This is a genomic window from Pseudomonas sp. Tof1, assembly GCF_055390395.1.
Genome location: NZ_AP024344.1, coordinates 3,158,573 through 3,181,923, shown reverse-complemented (window position 1 = coordinate 3,181,923; position 23,351 = coordinate 3,158,573). Strand labels below are relative to the sequence as shown.

The window sequence follows — 23,351 nt, the reverse complement described above, 5'->3', positions numbered from 1 at the left end:
AAGCTCGCCAGCTCACGGACCCTGCATGACGAAGCCCCGCCGCTATCTGCTGATCAGCCTGTCGCTACTGCTCGCCCTCGGCTTCATCTGGCACAAGCTGCCCGGCAAGCTGGCCGCGCCCCAGGCGCCGCACGTCAACTACGGCCAGGCGCTCAAGCAGGCGCACAACGGCCTGCCGGGGGCCGCGCGGGTGCTCTATCAGCAGTTGGCGCGCACCGATCTCTCGGACATCCGCCGCGCCGCGCTGCATGCCGAACTGCCCAACTACCCCAGCCCGCGCGCGCTGAAACTGGCCGATGCGGACCTGCAGAGCCCGTCGGCGCTGGTGCGCGAAGCGGCGATCCAGAGCATCGTCGGGCTGGTGCCAGGGGCCCAGCGCAGCCTGCTGCTGGGGCCGGTGCTGGAAGACAGCGAACAGGAAGTCCGTTTCGCCGCGGCCAATGCCATGCTCGGCCTCTCACCGGACGACCAGGGACTGTACTTCGGTCCGCTGCAGCAGGTGGTCGACGAATATGAACGCACCCTCAAGGCCCAGCCGGAAAGCGCCGAGGCGCAGTTCCAGCTGGCCCGGCTGTACCTGCATGAGGGGCAGCTGGACGAAGCCCAGCAGTCCCTGGAACGCGTCTCGCAACTGGAGCCGAACAACCTCAAGGCAGTGGTCGCGCAGGTCGAACTGCTGGATAAACGCAACCAGCCGGACCAGGCCCGCCAGTTGCTGGCCAGGCAGTTGGAGCTGCAACCGCAGTCGGCCTACCTGCAACATGCCCTGGGTGTGTGGCTGTTGCACCACGGGCAGAGCGAATATGCGCTGCTGAGCCTGGCCAAGGCGGTGGAACTGGAGCCGGACAACAGCGAGTACCGCTTCAAGCTCGCCACGACCCTGCATGATCTCGACCAGCTCGAGGCCGCCCAGCGCCAGTTGGAGGAACTGGTCCAGCGCCACCCGGCGAACCGCAAGGCCCGGGTACTGCTGATCGCCTACTGGAAGGAAAGCGGCCAGTTGCAGAACGTGCAGATCCTGCTGGCCCAGCTGGAGCAGCAGAATCCGGATGACCCGGCGTTGCAGCAAGGCCTGTAGCCCTCCCACACAGACACAATAGCGCCGTTGAAGTGGGGAACCGTGGGTGACGCTGAAGGTCCAGTAAGGAACTCCCAGTCAAAAGAGCCCCTGGAATTGACTACATCCACTGCCCCCAGCACACCCAAGGCAGCCACTGGCATCGAAGGCCTGGACGACATTCTTTCCGGCGGCCTGTCCCGCGGCCATGTATTTCTGCTCGAAGGCGAACCCGGTACCGGGAAGACCACCGTCGCATTGCAATTCCTCCTGGCTGGCGCCGCCGCCGGGGAACGCTCGCTGTATATCACCCTCTCGGAAACCGAGGAGGAACTGCGCCAGGGGGCCAGCTCCCATGGCTGGGACCTCGACGACAACATCGAGATCTTCGAGCTGACGCCGCCGGAGAACCTGCTCGATACCGAACACCAGCAGAGCCTGCTGTATTCCTCGGACCTGGAACTGGGCGAAGCCACCCGGCAAATCTTCGAGGCGGTCGAACGGGTCAAGCCGACCCGCGTGGTGCTCGACAGCCTGTCCGAGATCCGCCTGCTGGCCCAGAGTTCGTTGCGCTACCGCCGGCAGATCCTGGCGATCAAGCATTACTTCGTGCGCTACGACGCCACGGTCCTGCTGCTCGACGACCTGACCAACGAATCTCTCGACAAGACCGTGCACAGCGTCGCCCACGGGGTGATCCGGCTCGAGGAACTGGCGCCCAACTACGGCGCCGAACGGCGCCGGGTCCGGGTGGTCAAGTACCGTGGGCAGAAGTACCGCGGCGGCTACCATGACTTCACCATCAGCAACGACGGCGTCCATGTATTCCCGCGCCTGGTGGCGGCCGAGCATCGCGGCGAGTACCTGCGCCAGCAGCTGAGCAGCGGTATCAAGGAGATGGACGCCCTGCTCGGCGGCGGCATCGAAACCGGCTCCAGCACGCTGATTCTCGGCCCGGCCGGTACCGGCAAGACCCTGATCGCGATGATCTTCGCCGCGGCAGCCGTGGCCCGCGGTGAAAAGGCCGCGCTGTTCATCTTCGACGAGGAACTGGGCCTGCTGTACGAGCGCATGAAGAACATCGGCATCGACCTTGCCGCCCTGCGCGCCACCGGCAACCTGTGGATCGACCAGGTCGACGCCGCCGAACTCTCCCCCGGGGAGTTCTCCCACAAGGTCCGGCGCTGCGTGGACGAGGGCCATATCAAGACCGTGGTGATCGACAGTATCAACGGCTACCAGGCGGCCATGCCGGAAGAAAACGCGCTGATCCTGCACATGCACGAACTGTTGCTGTACCTCAATCGCCGCGGCGCCGCGACGTTCATGACCGTCGCCCAGCACGGGCTGGTCGGTGACATGCAGGCCCCGGTGGAGATCACCTACCTGGCCGACACGGTGATCCTGCTGCGCTACTTCGAGGCCCTCGGCCAGGTGCGCCGGGCGATGTCGATCATCAAGAAACGCACCGGCTCCCATGAGTCGACCATTCGCGAATACCGCATCAGCCCGCGCGGGATGACCATCGGCGAACCGCTGGAGGCCTTCCAGGGCGTGCTGCGCGGCGTTCCGACCTATCTCGGCGAGGACCTGCCGCTGCTGCAGGACGCAGACTTGTGAGTCTGCGCGACGAGGTCTCCGAACGGGCGATCATTCTCGCGCCCTGGGGGCGCGACAGCCAGATTGCGCGGATGGTCCTCGAACAGGCCGGATTCAGCGGGGTGATCGCGCAGAACCTGCCGACACTGTGCGACGAACTGAAGCTCGGTGCCGGCCTGCTGATCATCGCCATCGAGGCCTTGCAGACGACCGACCTCGAACCGCTGCTGCAGCACCTGCAGGAACAACCGGCCTGGTCGGACCTGCCGATCGTCCTGCTGACCCATCATGGCGGCCCGGAACGACCGGCCTCTTCCCGCTTCGGCAACCAGCTGGGCAACGTCACCTTCCTCGAGCGCCCCTTTCATCCGGCGACCCTGGTCAGCCAGGTGACGTCGGCCATTCGCGGCCGAAGGCGACAGTACGAAGCCCGCGACCGGCTGATCGACCTGAGCCAGAGCGAATTGCGACTCAAGGAAACCCTGGAAACCCTCGAGCAACAGGTCGAGGAACGCACCGCACAACTGCGTCACAACGAGGAAGCCCTGCGCCAGTCGCAGAAAATGGAAGCGGTCGGCCAACTGACCGGCGGCATTGCCCACGACTTCAACAACATGCTGACGGGCATCATCGGCAGCCTGGAACTGCTCAAGCGCCGACTGGCGCGCGGGCGTCTGGAAGACCTGGAAAACCTCATCGACCTCGGCGTGACCTCGGCCAACCGCGCCGCCGGCCTGACCCACCGGCTGCTGGCCTTCTCCCGACGCCAGTCGCTGGACTCCAAGCCGGTGGACATGAACGAGCTGGTCAGATCCATGGGCGAACTGCTCCATCGCAGCCTGGACGAGAGCATCGAACTGCGCATGAACCTGGCCGAAGCGCTGTGGACCGCCGAAGCCGACCCCAATCAACTGGAAAGCGCCCTGCTCAACCTGGTAATCAACGCCCGCGACGCCATGCCGGACGGCGGCCAGTTGCTGGTCAGCACTTCCAACCAGACGCTGGACCTGGCCTTCACCCAGACCCAGGGCCACCTGGAACCCGGCGACTATGTGCTGCTGCAGGTCCGCGACACCGGCTGCGGCATGCCGGAGAGCATCATCAGCCGGGTATTCGACCCGTTCTTCACCACCAAACCGATCGGCCAGGGCACCGGCCTCGGCCTATCGATGATCTACGGTTTCAGCAAGCAGTCCCATGGCCACGTCTGCATCGACAGCCATGTCGGCCAGGGCACCTCGGTCAACCTCTACCTGCCGCGCTACAAGGGCGAGCCGACACTGCAGGACGATTCGCTGCAACTGCTGCCGACCTCACACGCCGCGCAAGGCGAAACCGTGCTGATCGTCGAGGACGACCCGGCCGTGCGGGTGCTGGTGCGCGATGTGTTGAGCGAGCTGGGCTACCACTTCGTCGAGGCGGCGGACGCCAATGCCGCCGTACCGGTGCTGGAGTCCGGCCAGCGCATCGACCTGCTGATCAGCGATGTCGGCCTGCCGGGGATGAACGGCCGGCAACTGGCGGAGATCGGTCGCCAATTGCGCCCCGGGCTCAAGGTGCTGTTCATCACCGGCTATGCCGAGCATGCGGCGGTACGCGGCGGCTTCCTCGATCCGGGCATGCAGATGATCACCAAGCCCTTCAATCTGGACCTGCTGACGGCCAGGGTGCGGGAAATGATCAACGCCTGAGTCAGGCCAGCAGGCGCTGGATCTGCTCCTGCAGGGTATCGAGGTCAAACGGCTTGGCCAGGATCGGCGCCTTTCGGGTGATCGGGCTGTCCGTCTCGAGGATCTCCGCCGGATAACCGCTGATGAAAATCACCTTCAGGTCCGGGCGCAGCTTGATCGCGGGCTCGGCGATGTCGACCCCGGAAATCCCGCCGGGCAGCCGGAAGTCCGTGACCATCAGGTCCAGGTTGGGCTTGGTCGCCAGGATCTCGAATGCCTGCTCGCCGTTTTCGGCCTGCAGCACCCGATAGCCCACACTGGACAGATAGGCCGACAACACCATCAGGATCGACGGGTCGTCCTCGACGATCAGGACGACGTCTTGTGCATCTTCACTCATGGAAAACCTTCATTCTCAAAATTCTGCCCATACGACCACCGGCCCGCCCGGAGGTTGCGTCGGTTTACCGGTTTTCCTGTAACGGCAGGTGAACGCAAAAGGTCGAGCCTTCACCCAACCGGCTGCTGACCGTGATGGTACCGCCATGGGCGGCGACGATCTGCTCGGAAATGAACAGGCCCAACCCCAGCCCGGCGACCGCATGGGCCGCCGAAACCCGCTCGAACTGCTGGAAGATACGTTTCTGGTTCTCTTCGCTGATGCCGATACCGCGGTCACGGACCTCGATGCAGGCCTGATTGTCCCGTGTATAGACGCGGACATCGATCGGGCTTTTCGCACCGTAGCGCACAGCGTTGGTCAGCAGGTTGGAAACCACCTGCTCGATACGGAACTCGTCCCAGTTGCCTTCCACCGGCCCGCTCGTCTCGAAGTTGAGAGTCGATTCGGCAGCCTGGACCTGGGGAGCAAAGCCTTCCAGCAGCTTGCTCACCAACTGCGACAGGTCGAAGCGGCTCGGGCGGATCGACAGCTTGCCGGTACGGATACGCGACACGTCGAGCATGTCCTCGATGAGCCGGATCAGGCTCCGGATCTGCCGCTCGTCACGCTCGACCATGGCCGTCATCTTGTCGAGGGTGAAGGCCGCGGCGTTGTTGCGGGCCAGATGCATCTTGCGCAGCTGGGTTTCGAGGATCAGCCCGTTGAGCGGCGTGCGCACCTCGTGGGAGACGATCGACATGAAGTCGTCCCGCATGCGCACCGCGCGTTGCAGTTCCTCCTGGGTCGCCTGCAACTCGCGCAGCAGTGCCTCCTGCTCGCGCCGGCTCTGTTCCAGGGCCTCGACCTGCTGCTTCATGGCCTTGCTCTGCCGGTACAGGTCGACGAAGACGTTGACCTTGCTCTTCACCGCATGGGTATCCAGCGGCTTGTAGAGAAAGTCCACCGCGCCGCTTTCATAACCCTTGAAGGCATAATTGAGCTCGCGCCCGCCGGCACTGACGAAAACGATGGGAATGTTCTTGGTCTTTTCCGTGCCGCGCATCAGTTCGGCCAGTTCGAAACCGTTCATGCCGGGCATCTGCACATCGAGAATGGCCATGGCGAACTCATGCTGCAACAACAGCGACAGGGCCTCGTCGGCGCAGTGGGCCTTGTAGACGACACGATCCTCACGTTTGATCAGCGCTTCCAGCGCCAACAGATTTTCCGGCAGATCGTCGACGATCAGCAGTTTGGCCTGGATAGTACTTAGCATGCGATTCGTTCCAGCTCGGCAAGCAGGCGGCCAATGCCGCGAAGAGGGAGTATGTAGTCGGGAGTATGCAGCGCCAGGGCCGCCTCGGGCATGGTGGCCACCCGCGCCTCGCGCGGGTCCTGCACCACCGTCAGGCCACCCTGGGCCTTGACCTGGGCCAGTCCGCCGGCGCCATCGTGGTTGGCTCCGGTCAGCAGCACCGCCAGCAGTCGTGAGCCATAGGCATCGGCGGCCGATTCGAACAGGTAGTCGATGGAGGGACGCGAATAGTGCACGCGCGCCTCGCAACTGAAGGAAAACGTGCGGTCCTGCTCCACCGACAGGTGATAGCCGGGTGCCGCGAAATACAGGGTGCCGGGGCTGATCAGCTCCTTGTCGGCCGGTTCCCTGACCGGCATCGGCACACGCCGGGCGAATACCTCGGCCAGGTGGCTCTGGCGCTCCTCGGGCAGGTGCAGCACCACGATGATCGGCAGGCCGAAACCTCTCGGCAACTCGCCGAACACCGTCAGCAACGCTTCGACACCGCCAGCCGAAGCCCCCATCGCTATGGCTTCGACACGCTGTCGCTGGGTGAACTCAAGGGCCAGTCTGTTCATAGCTTGCGATAGATCCGCTCTTGCTTGACCAAGGTCTCGAACTGCTTGCCAAAGGAGGAAAATTCCAGGGTTTCCTTGTTGCCCAGCGCGAGGAACCCCCGGTAGCAGAGCGACTCGTGAAACAAGCCAAAGGCTCTATCCTGAAGCTTTTTATTGAAATAAATCAATACGTTACGGCATGAAATTAATTGAGTTTCTGAGAATACGCTGTCGGTTGCCAGGCTGTGATCGGCGAAGGTCACGTTCTCACGCAGCGTCTTGTCGAAAATCGCATAGCCATAAGCGGCCGTGTAGTACTCGGAAAACTCCCGCTGCCCACCCGCCAGCTGATAGTTACGGGTATAGGCAGGCATGTTGTCCAGGGAAAAGATCCCCTGCTTGGCCTTTTCCAGCGAACTGGGATTGATATCGGTGGCGTAGATGATGGTGCGTTCCAGCAGGCCTTCCTCGCGCAGCAGGATCGCCATCGAGTAGACCTCTTCCCCCGTGCTGCAGCCGGCCACCCAGATCTTGATCGACGGGTAGGTCCGCAGCAGCGGCACCACCTCCTGGCGAATCGCCAGGAAATGGCTGGGGTCGCGAAACATCTCGCTGACCGGAATGGTCAGGAACTGCAGCAGTTGCATGAACGCCGCCGGGTCGTGCAGGACCCGTTCCTGCAGCGCGGAGATGGTTGCGCAGTCGAACTGGCGCATGGCGTGAACGACCCGGCGCTTGATCGATGCACCGGAGTAATCGCGAAAATCGTAGCTGTACTTGAGGTAGATCGCCTCGATCAACAGGCGTATTTCAATGTCGATATTCTGCTGCACTAGATCCTTTCCATTTTCGGCAACCACACGCGAATCAGCGAGAACAGGCGGTCCAGGTCGATCGGCTTGGCCAGGTAGTCGTTGGCGCCGGCCTGCAGGCAGCGTTCCTGGTCGTCCTTCATCGCCTTGGCCGTCACCGCGATGATCGGCAGCTTGCGCCAGCGCGGGTCCTTGCGGATTTCGACGGTGGCTTCATAACCATCCATTTCCGGCATCATCACGTCCATCAGCACCAGGTCGATGTCCTCGACCTCATTGAGCCGCTCGATCGCTTCGCGGCCGTTACGCCCGATCTCGACCACCGCGCCCTTGTGCTCCAGGGCGCTGGTCAGGGCGAAGATGTTGCGCACGTCGTCGTCCACCAGCAGGATCCTGCGACCTTCGAAGACCTTGTCGCGGCTGCGGGCGGTCTTGAGCATGCGCTGACGTTCATGGGACAACTGCGATTCGACTTTGTGCAGAAACAATGTCACTTCGTCGAGCAGGCGCTCCGGCGAGCGGGCGCCCTTGATGATGATCGAGCGCGAATACTTGCGCAGGTCGGCCTCTTCATCGCGGGTCAGGTTGCGTCCGGTGTAGACGATCACTGGCGGGAACGAGCGGATCTCGTCGGTGGACATCCGCTTGAGCAACTCGTTGCCGAGCATGTCCGGCAGCTTGAGGTCGATGATCATGCAGTCGTAGACATTCTCGCGCAGCAGGTCCAGGGCCTCCTGAGCCAGCCCCACCGCGGTGATCTGGATGTCGTCGTCGCCGATCAGCCGGGCGATGCTGTCACGCTGCAGGTCGTCGTCCTCGACCAGCAGGACGCGCTTGACCTTCTGGGTCAGCTTGGCCTCGAGCCGGGAGAAGACCTCCTTGAGTTCCTCGCGGGTGGTCGGCTTGACCGCGTAGCCCATGGCGCCCATGTGCATGGCGGTTTCGACGCGGTCCTCCACGGAAATCACGTGCACCGGGATGTGCCGGGTAGACGCCTGCTCCTTGAGGCGTTGCAGCACGGTCAGGCCGGAGTGATCGGGCAGGCGCATGTCCAGCAGGATCGCATCCGGGATGAACTGCGCCGCCAGCCCGAAGCCCTCGTCGGCACCGTGGGCCACCAGGCACTGGTAGCCCAGTTCATGGGCCAGGTCGTAGAGGATCTGGGCAAAGCTCGGCTCGTCCTCGATCACCAGGATGCTGCGGGTGGTGAACGGCGCCTTGTCACGATCGTCGGCGAAACGCTCAATCGGCGTTTCGATCGCCGCCGGCGGCTCGACACGGGGGCTGGCCGCCATGATCGACGGCACGTGGGCCGGCACCGGAGCCTGGGTGACCTCGTTGGTGGCCATGGTGTACTCGCGCGGCAGCGCCAAGGTGAACACACTGCCCCGACCCGGCTCACTGGCCACACTGATCGAACCGCCCAGCAGCGCCGCCAGGTCGCGGGAGATCGACAGGCCCAGGCCGGTACCGCCGTAGCGCCGGTTGGTGGTGCCATCGGCCTGGTGGAAGGCCTCGAAGATGCTTTCCTGCTGCTCGGCGGCAATGCCGATACCGGTGTCGCGCACACTGAAGACAATGCCGACACCGGGCCGGCTGGAAACGGTCAGGTTGACATGGCCCTGCTCGGTGAACTTCAGCGCGTTCGACAGCAGGTTCTTGAGCACCTGCTCCAGGCGCTGGCGATCGGTGAACAGCATCTCGGGCGCGCCCTCCTCGATCACCACGCTGAATCCCAGGCCCTTGTCGTTCGCCAGCGGCAGGAACAGGTTGTCCAGGCCTTCAACGAGCCGTGCCACGCTGGTGTTCTCGGGGCGCACCTCAAGCTTGCCCGCCTCGACCTTGGCGATATCGAGAATGTCGTTGATCAGGTTGAGCAGATCGTTGCCGGCGGAATAGATCGACTCGGCGAACTTGACCTGCTCGTCGGTGAGGTTTTCTTGGGGGTTCTCCGCCAGCAGCTTGGCCAGGATCAGCGAACTGTTGAGCGGCGTGCGCAGCTCGTGGGACATGTTGGCGAGGAACTCGGACTTGTACCGGCTCGAACGCTGCAGTTGATCGGCCCGTTCTTCCAGCTCGACCTGTGCCTGGTTCAGCTCGCTGTTCTTGCGGTCCAGTGCGTCGCGCTGTTCGGCCAGGGCAGTGGCCTGCTCGGCCAACTGCTCGTTGCTCTGCTCCAGCTCGGTCTGCTGGGTCTCCAGGTGCACCTGGGACTCCTTGAGTACCCGGGATTGCTCCTCCAGTTCCTCGTTGGCGGTCTTGAGCTCCTCCTGCTGCACCTGCAACTCTTCGTTGAGTTGCTGGGTCTCGGCCAGTACCTCCTGCAGGCGCTGGCGATAGCGGGCGGCCTCGACGGAAGTGCCGATACTGCCGGCAATCAGCTCCAGCAATTCGATGTCGCGCTCGACGAGCTCACGCAGGAAGCCCAGTTCGATCACGCCGTTGACTCGCCCATCGTCGCGGGTCGGCACCACCACCACGTGGCGTGGCAACCCCTCGCCGAGACCGGAACTGACCTTGAAGTAGTCCTGCGGAAGTCCGTCGAGACGAATCAGGCGGTCCTCGGTGGCGGCCTGGCCGACAATACCTTCATCGGTAAAGACCTCGACCCGCTGCTGCTCCTGCTCGCGAGACAGACCATAGGTGGCGATGCGCCGGAAACCACCATGCTCCTCACGGACATACAGGACACCCACGGCACTGCCCAGGTACTGGGCGCAGAACTGCAGAATATTGCGCCCCAGGGGGCTCAGCCCGAGCTGGCCGAGCATCTGCGTGGACAGTTCGTTCTGACCGCCACGCAGCCAGGCCTGCTTCTCAAGGCGCTCGGAACTCTTCAGTTGCGACTCGAGATTCTTCCCATAACTCGCTGAAAGATTTAGTAAATCCCTTCTACCAACGTAAGCCAGGAGCGCACTCAGGCCCAGCACGAAGACCAGATAGGCAGTGATGCTCCATAGGGTGGTACGCCGCACATCGTCATTGCGGGACAGGCGCAGTTGCTGCTCGGTGTCGATGGCATTGGCATACTCGCTGCGGATCTCGTCGGTCAGGCGCTTGCCACGCCCGGCCTTGATCGCTTCGCGATAGTCGCCCTTACTGCGCTGCAGATCGATCATCGATTGCGCGTATTCGGTCCAGGCCCCCTGCAGGGCCTCGATGCGCCTGAAACGATCGACCTGCTGCGGGTTGTCCGCCACCAACTGCTGCAAGCCGCGCAGTTCGGCAATGATCTTCGGCCTGGCGACTTCATAGGGGTCGAGGAAGTGCTCATCGCCGGTGATCAGGAAACCGCGCATGCCGGTTTCCAGGTCCACAGACAGCGTCATCACCTCATTGATGTTGTTGATCACCCGGTCCGTGTGCTGCACCCATTGGATCACCGAAAGCAGATAGCTGATCAGGGAAACGAAGAACACTGCGCTGAGCACACCCACCCCAAGCGGCAGGCTGATGTTGCGACTCAGGAGTTTGCGAAAACTGCTCTCATCAACCGAAGACGGTGAATTCATTTCGGGCCCCGGAGGAAGTCTTGAAAACCAAGGAGTTTGACGTAATTTTGTAAAAAAAGGATCCATTTTTCTCACAGCGTAGAAGGCATTTTCCTGCCTCGCACTGCCCAGCATCAATCAGACCCGCTATCCTACTCTCTTGTACAGCAAAATATTTTTGTACAAGAAATAGAACTTGTGGCAATTGGCCGCTTACCAATACAAAAGACAGGCACCTTCCTGCTCCGCTTTCACTTTTTTGGGAAACCCCTTATGTGCGCAGCCAGCTCCACCATCCTGGTCGTCGAAGACGACGCCATTGTCCGCATGCTGATTGTCGATGTGCTGGAGGAACTGGAGTTCAGGGTCCTGGAGGCCAGCGGCAGCGACGCGGCCCTGGAGTTTCTCAATGACACCACCACCCCCATCGACCTGCTGATGACCGATGTCGGCTTGCCCGACATGGACGGCCGAGACCTGGCGAGGACCGCGTGCCAGGTCCGCCCCGGACTCTCGGTGCTGTTTGCCAGCGGCTACGCCGACAGCCTCGAAGTACCCGCCGGCATGCAGGTGATCGGCAAGCCGTTTTCGATCGATCAGCTCAGAGATAAGATTAAAAACATTATCTAACTAGTTGTTTTTATTGGGATTATTATTCTAGAAATAACTTTAGGTTCGGCTTTTTACCGCAGCCCTCCCCACCTTTTCTCGACCCGGTGGTCACCCTGCAGCTCAGTTGACGCACCGGTAGATGGCATGCTTTCCTACTCGCCTGTTCTGGGTGCCCTTCACAGGGTGAAACGGGAAACCGGTGCGTCGGCGGATGCTTCATCATGCCTGACAAGTCCGGTGCTGCCCCCGCAACGGTAAGCGAGAGAAGCGTCAGATCCACTGTGCCAGCCGGCATGGGAAGGTGATGCTGGAAGGTTCGAGCCAGACTGGAACCCCTCGCGAGCCCGGAGACCGGCCCGGAAATATCGAATGACAAACCTGCGGTGGGCAGGCGCTGTTGAAACCTCCGGGCCCGGCCCGCCGAGGTTTTTCTGCGCGTGGCCGCCTGCTGAAGACCCAGAGGGAAGCGCCATGTCCGTCACCACCGCCAGCCATTCCGGCACCGTCACATCGACCCGCAGCCAACGTCTCGTCGCCGCCATCGGCGCCAGCGTCCTCGGCGTGCTGCTGGTTTATTTCGCCGGGTTCTCGCACATCGATGCGGTCCATAACGCCGCCCACGATACACGTCACAGCGCCGCCTTCCCTTGCCACTGAGCCGTGCCACCGAGAACCCTGCCATGATCAAGCGTATCGCCCAAACCGCTGGTTTCAGCGGACTGCTGGCCGCCCTGCTGCTGACCCTGCTGCAAAGCTTCTGGGTCGCCCCCCTGATTCTCGAAGCGGAAACCTACGAGAAGGCCCCGGCCAGCGAAGCCCATGAGCACACCGGCGCCGCCATGGCCGGGCATAGTCACGAAGGCCACGATGAAGCCGCGTGGGAGCCGGAAGATGGCTGGCAGCGCGTGCTCTCCACTACCGGCGGCAACCTGGTGGTCGCGGTCGGTTTCGCCCTGATGCTCGCCGGCCTGTATACCCTGCGTACGCCCAATCGCACTTCCCAGGGGCTGCTCTGGGGACTGGCCGGCTACGCCACCTTCTGCCTGGCACCGACCCTCGGCCTGCCGCCGGAACTGCCCGGCACCGCCGCGGCGGACCTGCTGCAACGGCAGATCTGGTGGGCCAGCACCGCGGCCTCCACTGCCGTGGCCATCGCCCTGGTCGTGTTCGGCCGGCATTGGCTGCTCAAGCTGCTGGGCGTGGCCATTGTCGTGGTGCCCCACGTGATCGGCGCGCCGCAACCGGACGTGCATTCCAGCCTGGCACCAGAAGCGCTGGAGGCGCAGTTCAAGATCGCCTCGCAACTGACCAACGCGGTGTTCTGGCTGGCCTTGGGCCTGATCAGCGCCTGGCTGTTCCGTCGCAAGGCCGACACTCGGCACCGGGCATGACAAAGCCCCCGCGCAGCCAGCCCTGGCGGCTGGCTTCGGTTGCCGGCAAGGCTGCGAGGCGTCGGTCCTGCGGCAACTGCTGGAAAGTGCCCTGCAGAGCTGTCGACTCGACCTCTCGGCAGTCACCGGACTGGCCAGTATCGATGGAAAACGCCATGAGCCGGGATTGCTGGAACTCGCTCGACAACTGCAACTGCCACTGCTGTTCTTCAGCGCCACGGCGCTGCAACCCTACGAGCCACATCTGAGCCATCGCTCCAGCCTGGCTTTCGCCCATACCGGCTGCCACGGCGTTGCCGAAAGTGCCGCCCTGGCCCTGGCCGAACAACAGGGACAGTCCCCGGCAAGCCTGCTGATTTCACGCCAGAAGCACCCGCAGGCGACCTTCGCACTGGCCTGGACCGGGCAAAACCCTGGATAATCCCCTCCTCCTGCATGAGCGTTGTTCATGTGAACCCAGGATTTACCCGCAAACCCACCCGGCGAGCTCCGCGTGCGTTCGACGCGAAACCAGCGACTGCCGTCAGGGCTTCGCGGATAAATCCGGTGCCCATGGAACCTTGCGCGCAGCCCGTTCAGAGAAGTTTATGACCGTCTATTTCATCGGTGCCGGCCCCGGCGATCCGGAACTCATTACCGTCAAGGGCCAGCGCCTGATCCGCAGTTGCCCGGTGATCATCTATGCCGGCTCACTGGTACCTGCGGCCGTGCTGGAGGGCCATGGCGCCAGCCAGGTGATCAACAGCGCCGAACTGCACCTGGAACAGATCATCGAGTTGATCAGGGCGGCCGATGCCCGCGGCCAGGATGTGGCCCGGGTGCATTCCGGCGACCCATCGCTGTACGGCGCCATCGGCGAGCAGATTCGCCACCTGCGCGAGCTGGGCATCGCCCACGAAATCGTCCCCGGGGTCACTGCCACCGCTGCCTGCGCGGCCCTGCTCGGTGCCGAGCTGACACTGCCGGATATCTCCCAGAGCGTGATCCTGACTCGTTACGCCGACAAGACCGCGATGCCCGCAGGCGAGGAGCTGGGCGACCTGGCCCGGCACAAGGCGACCATGGCGATTCACCTGGGGGTCAACCATCTGGCGAAGATCGTCGCCGAGCTGCTGCCTCATTACGGCGCGGACTGCCCGGTTGCGGTGATTCACCGCGCCACCTGGCCCGACCAGGACTGGGTGCAGGGCACGCTGGCGGACATCCAGGCCAAGGTCGAGGCCAAGGGATTTCGGCGCACGGCGCTGATCCTGGTGGGACGGGTACTGGGCAGCGACCATTTCAGCGAATCATCCCTGTATCGGGCCGGTCATGCCCACTTGTATCGACCCTGAACAGGCGGAGGAAAGAACGATGCCCGAACCGACGTTTTCCGGAGCCAAGCTGGCACTGCTCTGCGGCGATCAGTTGTTGACCTACCTGCGCGACATGAAGGATGGCATCCCCTACCCTGGCCACTGGGACTTTGCCGGCGGTGGCCGCGAAGGCGAGGAAACCCCGAGCGAATGCGCGCTGAGGGAACTGGACGAGGAGTTCTCCCTGCGGATCGGCGCCGAACGCATCGAGTGGGCGCGACGCTACCCCAGCGTCACCCAGCCAGGCAGCCACTCATGGTTTCTGGTGGGGCAACTGGACCCGGCGGAGATCGAGGCGATCCATTTTGGCGATGAGGGACAGTACTGGCGGATGATGCCGATTGCCGAGTACCTGGAGCATCCGCTGGGGGTGCCGTATCTGCAGGAGCGGTTGCGCGACTACCTGCGGGGCGCTAGCGAGCTTCAGGACGTATTCGCGGGCAAGCCCGCGAATGGGCCGACACAGGCACCACAAATCCTGCCCCCAATAAAAAACGGTGCTCACGGGCACCGTTTCTTGCGACTCAAGGCAGCGAACGCCCTGCTACCGGACTCAGTAGTAGGCGTTTTCTTTCTGCGTATGGTCGGTCACATCACGCACACCCTTGAGCTCGGGCACGCGTTCGAGCAAGGTGCGCTCGATCCCTTCCTTCAGGGTCACGTCCGCCTGGCCGCAGCCCTGGCAACCGCCACCGAACTGCAGCACGGCGATGCCGTCGTCGACCACGTCGATCAGGCTGACCTGGCCGCCGTGGCTGGCCAGCCCCGGGTTGATCTCGGTTTGCAGGTAGTAGTTGATGCGCTCGTTGATCGGGCTGTCGGCATTGACCATCGGCACCTTGGCGTTCGGCGCCTTGATGGTCAGCTGGCCGCCCATGCGGTCGGTGGCGTAGTCGACCACCGCGTCATCGAGGAACGCCTCGCTGAACGAATCGATCCAGGCGGTGAAGCTTTTCAGGCCCAGCGCGGTGTCTTCCGGTTTTTCCTCGCCCGGCTTGCAGTAGGCAATGCAGGTCTCTGCGTACTGGGTGCCCGGCTGGGTAATGAAGATGCGGATGCCGATCCCTGGAGTGTTCTGCTTCGACAGCAGGTCCGCCAGATAATCGTGGGCGGCATCGGTAATGGTTATGGCGCTCATGGAATCTCCTCACAGATTGCTGTCAGTCTACGCCAAATCGCGCCACTCGACAAAGTCCTAGTATTTTTGTCGGAAAAGCATCGAGACCCCATTCGTCGAACCGACCAGCAGCGCCGAGAAAATCAGTGCGCTCGCCAGCCAACCCGCCGGACTTGGCCAGACCCCCAGCAGCAGGATCGAGCCGAGAATGCCAAAGACCGGAATCAGCAATGACAGCGGCGCCACCCGGGACAACGGGTACTCGCGCAACAGCAGGTTCCAGCCCCAGTAGCTCAGGTGCGTGGCACCATACACCTGAAACGCCAGCGAGCCCAGCAGGCCGGTGCCGATCTGCCCCGGCAGTTCGACGAAGGGTGTCACGCCGCCCCGGAGCCAGGCCAGCAGCAACAGTGGCAACGGTGCGAACAGGCTGGCCCAGAGGACAAAGGCAAACACCTCCTTGACCCGTGACAGCTTGATCAGCACGTTGCCCAGGCTCCAGGCCACGGCGCTCAATACCACCAGCAGCAAGCCGGCCCTGCTCGCCCCCACCGGGCTGTCGAACAGCACGCAGGCCAGCCCCAGGGCCGCCAACAGCGCGCCGACGAGTTGGGACGCTTTCAGCGTCTCGCGAAACAGCAGCACGCCCCAGCCCAGGGTAAAGAAGGCGCTGGTCTGGATCAGCAACGAAGCCGTCCCCGGCGGCACTCCCAGGCTGATGCCGAAGTTGATCAGGCCCCACATGGCAACGCCGAAAATCATCCCGTAGGCGGCTATCCAGCCCATGGCCACCTGCGGACGGCGGATGAAAAACACCCCCGGCAGCGCCGCCAGGGTGAAACGCAACGCGGTCAGCAGCAAGGGATCGACCCGCGCCAGGCCGAGCTTGGTGACAGGGAAATTCAGGCCCCAGACCGCCGTGACCAGCACGGCGAGCAACAGGTGTTTTTTCTGCATGGCAAACCATCCGGATAATCAGTTCCGGGCTACTTTGCCCGCAGGTGCAATGGCCCGCTTGCAGCTCAAGGCCAGATAAGGATAAAAATGGGCCAAAGATCAACCCCTGCCCCTTTATCCCATGCCCGACTTCTACCCGAGCAGCACCCAGAACGTCATCGTCACCCGTCATGACTACCGTGACGGCCAGCGATTCGACTCGCACCGCCACGAACGCGGCCAGTTCGCCTATGCCGCGTGTGGCGTGATCACCGTATTCACCGACGACGGTGACTGGGTGGTGCCGCCGGGACGCGCCGTCTGGGTGCCCGCGGACCTGCCGCACGCCATGTGCATGCGCGGCCCGGTGACCATGCTCAACGCCTATGTCCTGGCCGAAACCGGGCAGCGCCTGGCACTGGCCGGGCAGTGCCAGGTCCTGGAGGTTTCCGAGCTGCTGCGCCAGTTGCTGGCACAGGCGGCCGAGGTTGGCAGCAACGGCGGCGGCAATGAGCGTGACAGCTACCTGCTGGGCCTGCTGCTCCACGAGATGGCCCGGATGCCCCGGCTGGCACTGAACGCGCCGCTGCCCCGGGAGCCTCGCCTGGCGCGGATCTGCCGCCGCCTGCTGGACCAGCCCTCACTGGAGGTCGCCATCGACGACATGGCCCGTGACGCCGGCATGAGCCGCCGCACCTTCACCCGACTGTTCCGCCAGCATACCGGGGTCAGCTTTGTCGAATGGCGCCAGCAGGCCTGCCTGCTGGCGGCCGTGGTGCGCCTGGGCAACGGCGAAGCCGTGACCCGGGTCGCCCTGGAGCTGGGCTACAGCAGCCCTGGCGCCTTTGCCACGGTCTTTCGGCGGGCGCTGGGGGCGTCCCCCAGTCGCTACTTTCAGCAGGACACGCCCTACAGGTTCTCGTAGCGGTTCATGTCCAGCACACCGGCATTCACCGGGTCGGTTTCCTTGAGGTACGTCGTCAGGTCATGGAAATAGAACCAGAACTGCGGGTGGCTGCGACGAATGCCCCAGCGCTGGACGATCTGCTCGAACGCCACCGCATCCCGGGCCCGCTCCATGGCATCGACGAACGCGGTCACCTGCTCGGCCGGCACGTTGAACATGAAGTTCGGATAGCTGCTCAATACGCCGGGGTAGATGGTCACGGTATCCAGGCCCGGCTGGTAGCGGTAGGCCTCGCCGAGCATGAATGCGACGTTACTGTGGGCCCGGTTGCGCAGCAGGCTGTAGACCTCGCGTTTGCCGCCACGGGTCTCGACGCGCAGCATCGTCGCCTCCGGCAGTTGGTCGATCACCTTGAGCCCGGCCGCCGGGCGCGAAGCCAGCCGGCTCAGGGACTGTTCGGCCTCCTGCAGCGCCGGGTCGATATTGGGCCGCGAGCAGTAGGCGCCGTCACAACGGTTGATCGGGTCCGGGTGGACGTTGAGATCGCCGTAGCGCGCCAGCAACTGCCTGGCAAAGTCGAGTTTCGGGTCCTTGCCATGGAGCTTCAGCGCGCTCGGCTTGCTGTCGTCGATACGCTCGTAATCCAGCCACATCTTGATCTTGCCGCTGTTCTGGTACCAGTCGTCGAGATAGCCATCGCGCGAATCCGCCGGCATCAGACGCAGGAAGTTCTGCTCGGCGCCGTTGCGGATGAGGTCGAAGTACAGCCGGGTCTGGGCCTGGTGCGAAACGTTGCCGAACACGTCGAAGTTCACCGCCAACTGATAGTAGGTGCGCTCCAGCAGCGGGTAGTCGAACAGCCACAGGGTCTGCGGGACTTCGCCGATCAGTCCCTTGCTGACCGTGGCGCTGTCGAAATGCCGGAAGATGCTCAGCAAGGCGTTGTCATTGCCGGCCCACAGGCTCGACCAACTCGGCGCCGGCACGGCGGCATAGGCTTCGGTGCGCAGCGACTCGTATTCGTTGCGCTTGTCCCGGTAGGCCAGCCACAGGCTCAGCACGCTGCCGACATCGTCGTTCTGCCCGGGCATCGCCAGCAGCGGCGTGGCCTTGCCCCGATAGCTCGGGTCGGTGATGTACAGATCATGCTCCGGCGCCTGGAAGAGCGCCCAGAAGTTGTCACGGATCACGTCGGTTGCAATCTGCCCGCGGCAGACCGGCCCGCGGATGAAGGTGTCGACGAAATACTCGGCATTGTCGAGCATGAACTGGTAGCGCGCTGCAGCCGGGATCGCCTCGAAGGTCTCGAACGGATTGGCCCGGCGCTGCGGGCCATAGCCCGGCAAGGCGCTGACCTGCCAGTTGCCGCTGTAGAACAGGGTCTTGATCCGCGCCATCTTCGCCGCGTTGAGGGCATAGGTGATGTGGGTCTTGTGGACGATCGCCCCTGCACCGGCCACAGGCGGTAGTAGACCTGGGTGCCGGGATCGTCATTGGGGCGCCGGGTGTTGATCAGGTCGATCGGCTGGCCGCTGGGCGTACGCGAACGCACCCACTGGTAGAAGTGCCCGGATTCGCCGCCATCGAAATAGATGTGGGCCAGGAACCAGTGCTCGTACAGCCAGCGCGCCACCAGGCTTTCCCGGGCGCCCGGGGCGTTGAGCAGGTTTTCCCACTGGCTGATCTGCTGCGCCTCGCGGGCCGTCGGCGCCAGCGGCTGGGCATCCATCGGCGCACCGAGCGCCAGCCAGGCGCGCAGGGTCTGGTACTGGCGGTCGGTCAGGCCGGTCACCGCCAGCGGCATGCCTTCCCGGGGGTGGGCACTGGCATAACCGTCGAACTCCTCGGGCAACGGGCACAGGTTCTGCCGGTTCAAGCCCAGCACGATGTCGTCCGGCAATTTGGCATTGGGCTGCAACGGCGTGCGGTGCCCCAGTTCCAGCATGCGCGCCATCAGCGCCGCCTGGCTGCCCTGGGCATCGAGCACCGAATAGAACTTCTTCTGACGCCACTGCAACGGGGTCTGCGCATCGATATACAGACGTGTCGGCTTGAGCGCCTTGCTGCGGTCGCCATCATAGACCGGCAGCTTCGACGCCCCCCGCGCCGCCCCCTCGGCGCTGCCCAGGTTGAGCTGGCAGGCGGAGTCGTAACAGGCGTGGCAGGCCACGCACTTCTCGGTGAAGATCGGTTGTATATCACGGGTGTAGGAAATCGCAGGGGCCGGGCTTTGCGCCTGAGTGACACTGCTGAACAGCAGCAGTAAGAAAACACTGACAAAGCGATGCGACATATCCCTGGTCCTGGAAGTAAAAAAACGCGCTGATTCTACCCTGTCGCCAAGGTTTCAACATGAGCGATTTTCATGGAAAAGCCCGACATGCTCTCAAAGCGTACAGCTTTGCTATCATCGCGGCTCTTTTTGTATCCGTCTTTCCAGGTAGTCCCATGTCCGACCGCAGCGCTCGCCTCAACGCTCTCCAGCAGGCCCTCAAAGAACGCATCCTGATTCTTGATGGCGGCATGGGCACCATGATCCAGAGCTACAAGCTCGAGGAGCAGGACTATCGCGGCAAGCGCTTCGCCGACTGGCCGAGCGACGTCAAGGGCAACAACGACCTGCTGGTCATCACCCGTCCGGATGTGATCGGTTCGATCGAGAAAGCCTACCTGGATGCCGGTGCCGACATCCTGGAGACCAACACCTTCAACGCCACCCGCGTCTCCCAGGCCGACTACGGCATGGAAGAGCTGGTCTACGAACTGAACGTTGAAGGTGCGCGCCTGGCCCGCCAGGTGGCCGACGCGAAAACCCTGGAAACCCCGGACCGGCCACGCTTCGTCGCCGGCGTCCTCGGCCCGACCAGCCGTACCTGCTCGCTGTCGCCGGACGTGAACAACCCCGGCTACCGCAACGTCACCTTCGACGAACTGGTGGAGAACTACACCGAGGCCACCCGTGGCCTGATCGAAGGCGGCTCGGACCTGATCCTGATCGAGACCATCTTCGACACCCTCAACGCCAAGGCGGCGATCTTCGCCGTCCAGGGTGTCTTCGAGGAACTGGGCTTCGAACTGCCGATCATGATCTCCGGGACCATCACCGATGCCTCCGGCCGTACCCTGTCGGGCCAGACCACCGAAGCATTCTGGAACTCCGTGGCCCACGCCAAGCCGATCTCCGTCGGCCTGAACTGCGCCCTCGGCGCCAGCGAACTGCGCCCGTACCTGGAAGAGCTGTCGGACAAGGCCAGCACCCACGTCTCCGCCCACCCCAACGCCGGCCTGCCGAACGAATTCGGCGAGTACGACGAATTGCCCGAGGCAATGGCCAAGGTGGTCGAGGAATTCGCCCAGAGCGGCTTCCTGAACATCGTCGGCGGCTGCTGCGGCACCACTCCGGCGCATATCGCGGCGATCGCCCAGGCGGTCTCGGCGTATGCGCCGCGAGTGATCCCGGACATTCCCAAGGCCTGTCGCCTGTCCGGCCTGGAGCCGTTCACCATCGATCGTCAGTCGTTGTTCGTCAACGTCGGCGAGCGGACCAACATCACCGGTTCCGCCAAGTTCGCCCGGCTGATCCGCGAGGAGAACTACACCGAAGCCCTCGAAGTCGCCCTGCAGCAGGTGGAAGCCGGCGCCCAGGTGATCGACATCAACATGGACGAGGGCATGCTCGACTCGAAGAAGGCGATGGTCACCTTCCTCAACCTGATCGCCAGCGAGCCGGATATCTCCCGCGTGCCGATCATGATCGACTCCTCCAAGTGGGAAGTGATCGAGGCCGGCCTCAAGTGCATCCAGGGCAAGGGCATCGTCAACTCCATCAGCATGAAGGAAGGCGTCGAGCAGTTCATTCATCACGCCAGGCTGTGCAAGCGCTACGGCGCCGCCGTGGTGGTGATGGCCTTCGACGAGGTCGGCCAGGCCGATACCGAGGCGCGCAAGAAGGAAATCTGCAAGCGCTCCTATGACATCCTGGTCAATGAAGTGGGCTTCCCGCCGGAAGACATCATCTTCGACCCGAACATCTTCGCCGTTGCCACCGGCATCGAGGAACACAACAACTACGCGGTCGACTTCATCAACGCCTGCGCCTACATCCGCGACGAGCTGCCCTATGCCCTGAGCAGCGGCGGCGTGTCCAACGTGTCGTTCTCGTTCCGCGGCAACAACCCGGTGCGCGAAGCGATTCACTCGGTGTTTTTGCTGTACGCGATCCGCGCCGGCCTGACCATGGGTATCGTCAACGCCGGCCAGCTGGAGATCTACGACCAGATCCCGCTGGAGTTGCGCAACGCGGTGGAGGACGTGATCCTCAACCGCACGCCGGAGGGCACCGACGCCCTGCTCGCCATCGCCGACCAGTACAAGGGCGACGGCGCCGCCAAGGAAGCCGAAACCGAGGAGTGGCGCGGCTGGGACGTCAACAAGCGCCTGGAGCACGCCCTGGTCAAGGGCATCACCACCCATATCGTCGAGGACACCGAGGAATCGCGCCTGTCCTTCGCCCGCCCGATCGAAGTCATCGAAGGCCCGCTGATGGCCGGCATGAACATCGTTGGCGACCTGTTCGGCGCCGGCAAGATGTTCCTGCCCCAGGTGGTCAAGTCCGCCCGGGTGATGAAGCAGGCCGTGGCGCACCTGATTCCGTTCATCGAACTGGAGAAAGGCGACAAGCCGGAAGCCAAGGGCAAGATCCTGATGGCCACGGTCAAGGGCGACGTGCACGACATCGGCAAGAACATCGTCGGCGTGGTGCTGGGCTGTAACGGCTACGACATCGTCGACCTCGGCGTGATGGTCCCGGCGGAGAAGATCCTGCAGGTGGCCCGCGAGGAAAAATGCGACATCATCGGCCTGTCCGGGCTGATCACCCCGTCGCTGGACGAAATGGTCCACGTGGCCCGGGAGATGCAGCGCCAGGACTTCCACCTGCCGCTGATGATCGGCGGCGCGACCACCTCCAAGGCGCACACCGCGGTGAAGATCGAACCGCGCTACAGTAACGACGCGGTGGTCTACGTGACCGACGCCTCGCGTGCCGTCGGCGTGGCCACCCAACTGCTGTCCAAGGAGCTCAAGGCCGGTTTCGTCCAGCGCACCCGCGAGGAATACATCGAGGTCCGCGAGCGTACCGCCAACCGCAGCGCCCGCACCGAACGCCTGAGCTACGCCGCCTCGATCGCGAAGAAGCCGCAGTTCGACTGGAGCGGGTACCAGCCGGTCAAACCGACCTTCACCGGCACCCGCGTACTGGACAATATCGACCTGCGCACCCTGGCCGAGTACATCGACTGGACGCCGTTCTTCATCTCCTGGGACCTGGCCGGCAAGTTCCCGCGCATCCTCGAGGATGAAGTGGTCGGCGAAGCCGCCACCGCGCTGTACAAGGACGCCCGGGAGATGCTCGACAAGCTGATCGACGAGAAGCTGATCAGCGCCCGTGCCGTGTTCGGCTTCTGGCCGGCCAACCAGGTACAGGACGACGACATCCAGCTGTACGGTGACGAGGGTCAGCCTCTGGCCAGGCTGCATCACCTGCGCCAGCAGACCATCAAGACCGACGGCAAACCGAACTTCTCCCTGGCCGACTTCGTCGCACCACAGGGCAGCGGCCTCACCGACTACGTCGGCGGTTTCATCACCACTGCCGGCATCGGTGCCGAGGAAGTCGCCAAGGCCTACCAGGACAAGGGCGACGACTACAACTCGATCATGGTCAAGGCCCTCGCCGACCGCCTGGCCGAGGCCTGCGCCGAGTGGCTGCACGAACAGGTGCGCAAGGAGCACTGGGGTTATGCCAAGGACGAGCAGCTGGACAACGAGGCGCTGATCAAGGAGCAGTACAGCGGGATCCGCCCTGCCCCCGGCTATCCGGCCTGCCCGGATCACACCGAGAAGGCCACCCTGTTCAGCCTGCTGGACCCCGAGGCCAGCGAAGGCAAGGCCGGTCGCAGCGGCGTGTTCCTCACCGAGCACTACGCGATGTTCCCGGCGGCGGCGGTCAGCGGCTGGTACTTCGCCCATCCGCAGGCACAGTATTTCGCCGTGGGCAAGGTCGACAAGGACCAGATCGAAAGCTACACCGCGCGCAAGGGCCAGGACCTGGCCGTCAGCGAGCGCTGGCTGGCACCGAACCTGGGTTACGACAACTGACGCGATTCG

At 63.5% G+C, this 23,351-nt stretch carries 16 protein-coding genes, 4 pseudogenes and 1 riboswitch; of the genes and pseudogenes, 11 read left to right on the top strand and 9 right to left on the bottom strand.

Annotated elements, in window-relative coordinates:
* The first annotated feature begins 25 nt into the window (after positions 1–25).
* The 3 genes from ACZ5KU_RS14580 (at position 26) to ACZ5KU_RS14570 (ending at position 4,347) form a co-directional block, all read left to right on the top strand.
* Entirely contained in the window at positions 26–1,078 is a 1,053-nt protein-coding gene (locus ACZ5KU_RS14580) for a tetratricopeptide repeat protein (RefSeq protein WP_054058149.1), read from the top strand.
* A gap of 96 nt (positions 1,079–1,174) precedes the next feature.
* Positions 1,175–2,677, top strand: coding sequence for an ATPase domain-containing protein (locus tag ACZ5KU_RS14575; RefSeq protein WP_054058150.1), 1,503 nt, complete (start codon positions 1,175–1,177; stop codon positions 2,675–2,677).
* Positions 2,674–4,347, top strand: coding sequence for a response regulator (locus ACZ5KU_RS14570; protein ID WP_464737357.1), 1,674 nt, complete (start codon positions 2,674–2,676; stop codon positions 4,345–4,347). The genes ACZ5KU_RS14575 and ACZ5KU_RS14570 overlap by 4 nt, the downstream gene beginning before the upstream one ends.
* A gap of 1 nt (position 4,348) precedes the next feature.
* Here the strand turns inward: ACZ5KU_RS14570 and ACZ5KU_RS14565 are convergent, their stop codons facing one another.
* From ACZ5KU_RS14565 to ACZ5KU_RS14540, 6 genes and pseudogenes are all read right to left on the bottom strand, one after another.
* The gene (locus ACZ5KU_RS14565) at positions 4,349–4,726 is read right to left on the bottom strand and encodes a response regulator (RefSeq protein ID WP_054058152.1); all 378 of its coding nucleotides are present in this window, start codon (positions 4,724–4,726) and stop codon (positions 4,349–4,351) included.
* Between the two features lie 64 nt (positions 4,727–4,790).
* On the bottom strand, positions 4,791–5,984 hold the full coding sequence (locus ACZ5KU_RS14560; protein WP_054062234.1) for a hybrid sensor histidine kinase/response regulator: 1,194 nt from the start codon (positions 5,982–5,984) through the stop codon (positions 4,791–4,793).
* Positions 5,978–6,583, bottom strand: coding sequence for a chemotaxis protein CheB (locus ACZ5KU_RS14555; RefSeq protein WP_054058154.1), 606 nt, complete (start codon positions 6,581–6,583; stop codon positions 5,978–5,980). Before ACZ5KU_RS14555 ends, ACZ5KU_RS14560 begins: the two co-directional genes overlap by 7 nt.
* Positions 6,580–7,395: a CheR family methyltransferase gene (locus tag ACZ5KU_RS14550; protein ID WP_054058155.1), complete on the bottom strand. Its 816-nt coding sequence runs from the start codon at positions 7,393–7,395 to the stop codon at positions 6,580–6,582. The genes ACZ5KU_RS14555 and ACZ5KU_RS14550 overlap by 4 nt, the downstream gene beginning before the upstream one ends.
* Positions 7,395–8,654, bottom strand: a pseudogene (locus ACZ5KU_RS14545) (response regulator); the annotation flags it as partial. The gene ACZ5KU_RS14550 and the pseudogene ACZ5KU_RS14545, both read right to left, overlap by 1 nt.
* Positions 8,655–8,725: 71 nt before the next feature.
* A pseudogene (locus ACZ5KU_RS14540) lies at positions 8,726–10,886 on the bottom strand (CHASE3 domain-containing protein); the annotation flags it as partial.
* Positions 10,887–11,138: 252 nt separating this feature from the next.
* Between ACZ5KU_RS14540 and ACZ5KU_RS14535 the strand changes: the two are divergent.
* From ACZ5KU_RS14535 to ACZ5KU_RS14510, 6 genes and pseudogenes are all read left to right on the top strand, one after another.
* On the top strand, positions 11,139–11,495 hold the full coding sequence (locus ACZ5KU_RS14535; protein WP_464737356.1) for a response regulator: 357 nt from the start codon (positions 11,139–11,141) through the stop codon (positions 11,493–11,495).
* 132 nt (positions 11,496–11,627) lie between these two features.
* Positions 11,628–11,851: riboswitch (cobalamin riboswitch) on the top strand.
* Between the two features lie 97 nt (positions 11,852–11,948).
* A complete protein-coding gene (locus ACZ5KU_RS14530) occupies positions 11,949–12,134 on the top strand; it encodes a CbtB domain-containing protein (protein WP_054058157.1) in 186 nt (61 codons plus the stop codon).
* A 23-nt stretch (positions 12,135–12,157) separates the two neighbouring features.
* Complete coding sequence (locus ACZ5KU_RS14525) at positions 12,158–12,868, top strand: CbtA family protein (RefSeq protein ID WP_054062237.1); 711 nt, start codon at positions 12,158–12,160, stop codon at positions 12,866–12,868.
* A gap of 22 nt (positions 12,869–12,890) precedes the next feature.
* Entirely contained in the window at positions 12,891–13,289 is a 399-nt protein-coding gene (locus ACZ5KU_RS14520) for a cobalamin biosynthesis protein (protein ID WP_464737408.1), read from the top strand.
* 166 nt (positions 13,290–13,455) lie between these two features.
* A complete protein-coding gene (gene cobM, locus ACZ5KU_RS14515) occupies positions 13,456–14,202 on the top strand; it encodes a precorrin-4 C(11)-methyltransferase (protein ID WP_054058160.1) in 747 nt (248 codons plus the stop codon).
* A gap of 19 nt (positions 14,203–14,221) precedes the next feature.
* Positions 14,222–14,632 (top strand): annotated as a pseudogene (locus ACZ5KU_RS14510) (NUDIX hydrolase); the annotation flags it as partial.
* A gap of 144 nt (positions 14,633–14,776) precedes the next feature.
* On the opposite strand, the gene nfuA reads toward ACZ5KU_RS14510, so the two are convergent.
* Together nfuA and ACZ5KU_RS14500 are read right to left on the bottom strand one after the other, a co-directional pair.
* Complete coding sequence (gene nfuA / locus ACZ5KU_RS14505; RefSeq protein ID WP_054058162.1) at positions 14,777–15,361, bottom strand: Fe-S biogenesis protein NfuA; 585 nt, start codon at positions 15,359–15,361, stop codon at positions 14,777–14,779.
* A gap of 57 nt (positions 15,362–15,418) precedes the next feature.
* On the bottom strand, positions 15,419–16,297 hold the full coding sequence (locus ACZ5KU_RS14500) for an EamA family transporter (protein WP_464737355.1): 879 nt from the start codon (positions 16,295–16,297) through the stop codon (positions 15,419–15,421).
* Positions 16,298–16,418: 121 nt separating this feature from the next.
* Between ACZ5KU_RS14500 and ACZ5KU_RS14495 the strand changes: the two genes are divergently transcribed.
* Positions 16,419–17,201, top strand: a complete 783-nt coding sequence (locus ACZ5KU_RS14495; protein ID WP_054062240.1) for an AraC family transcriptional regulator — start codon at positions 16,419–16,421, stop codon at positions 17,199–17,201.
* Here the strand turns inward: ACZ5KU_RS14495 and ACZ5KU_RS14490 are convergent.
* Positions 17,186–19,476: pseudogene (locus ACZ5KU_RS14490) on the bottom strand (fatty acid cis/trans isomerase). The gene ACZ5KU_RS14495 and the pseudogene ACZ5KU_RS14490 overlap by 16 nt on opposite strands.
* A 155-nt stretch (positions 19,477–19,631) precedes the next feature.
* Here ACZ5KU_RS14490 and metH point away from each other — a divergent pair.
* Entirely contained in the window at positions 19,632–23,342 is a 3,711-nt protein-coding gene (metH, locus tag ACZ5KU_RS14485; RefSeq protein ID WP_054058166.1) for a methionine synthase, read from the top strand.
* Positions 23,343–23,351: the final 9 nt, after the last annotated feature.

Bases quoted from the DNA above. Each gene is read 5' to 3' on its own strand.
- ACZ5KU_RS14535 (WP_464737356.1), top strand. From the start codon at position 11,139: ATGTGCGCAGCCAGCTCCACCATCCTGGTCGTCGAAGACGACGCCATT.
- metH (WP_054058166.1), top strand. From the start codon at position 19,632: ATGTCCGACCGCAGCGCTCGCCTCAACGCTCTCCAGCAGGCCCTCAAA.
- ACZ5KU_RS14525 (WP_054062237.1), top strand. From the start codon at position 12,158: ATGATCAAGCGTATCGCCCAAACCGCTGGTTTCAGCGGACTGCTGGCC.
- cobM (WP_054058160.1), top strand. From the start codon at position 13,456: ATGACCGTCTATTTCATCGGTGCCGGCCCCGGCGATCCGGAACTCATT.
- nfuA (WP_054058162.1), bottom strand. From the start codon at position 15,361: ATGAGCGCCATAACCATTACCGATGCCGCCCACGATTATCTGGCGGAC.
- ACZ5KU_RS14500 (WP_464737355.1), bottom strand. From the start codon at position 16,297: ATGCAGAAAAAACACCTGTTGCTCGCCGTGCTGGTCACGGCGGTCTGG.
- ACZ5KU_RS14530 (WP_054058157.1), top strand. From the start codon at position 11,949: ATGTCCGTCACCACCGCCAGCCATTCCGGCACCGTCACATCGACCCGC.
- ACZ5KU_RS14555 (WP_054058154.1), bottom strand. From the start codon at position 6,583: ATGAACAGACTGGCCCTTGAGTTCACCCAGCGACAGCGTGTCGAAGCC.
- ACZ5KU_RS14560 (WP_054062234.1), bottom strand. From the start codon at position 5,984: ATGCTAAGTACTATCCAGGCCAAACTGCTGATCGTCGACGATCTGCCG.
- ACZ5KU_RS14565 (WP_054058152.1), bottom strand. From the start codon at position 4,726: ATGAGTGAAGATGCACAAGACGTCGTCCTGATCGTCGAGGACGACCCG.
- ACZ5KU_RS14495 (WP_054062240.1), top strand. From the start codon at position 16,419: ATGCCCGACTTCTACCCGAGCAGCACCCAGAACGTCATCGTCACCCGT.
- ACZ5KU_RS14580 (WP_054058149.1), top strand. From the start codon at position 26: ATGACGAAGCCCCGCCGCTATCTGCTGATCAGCCTGTCGCTACTGCTC.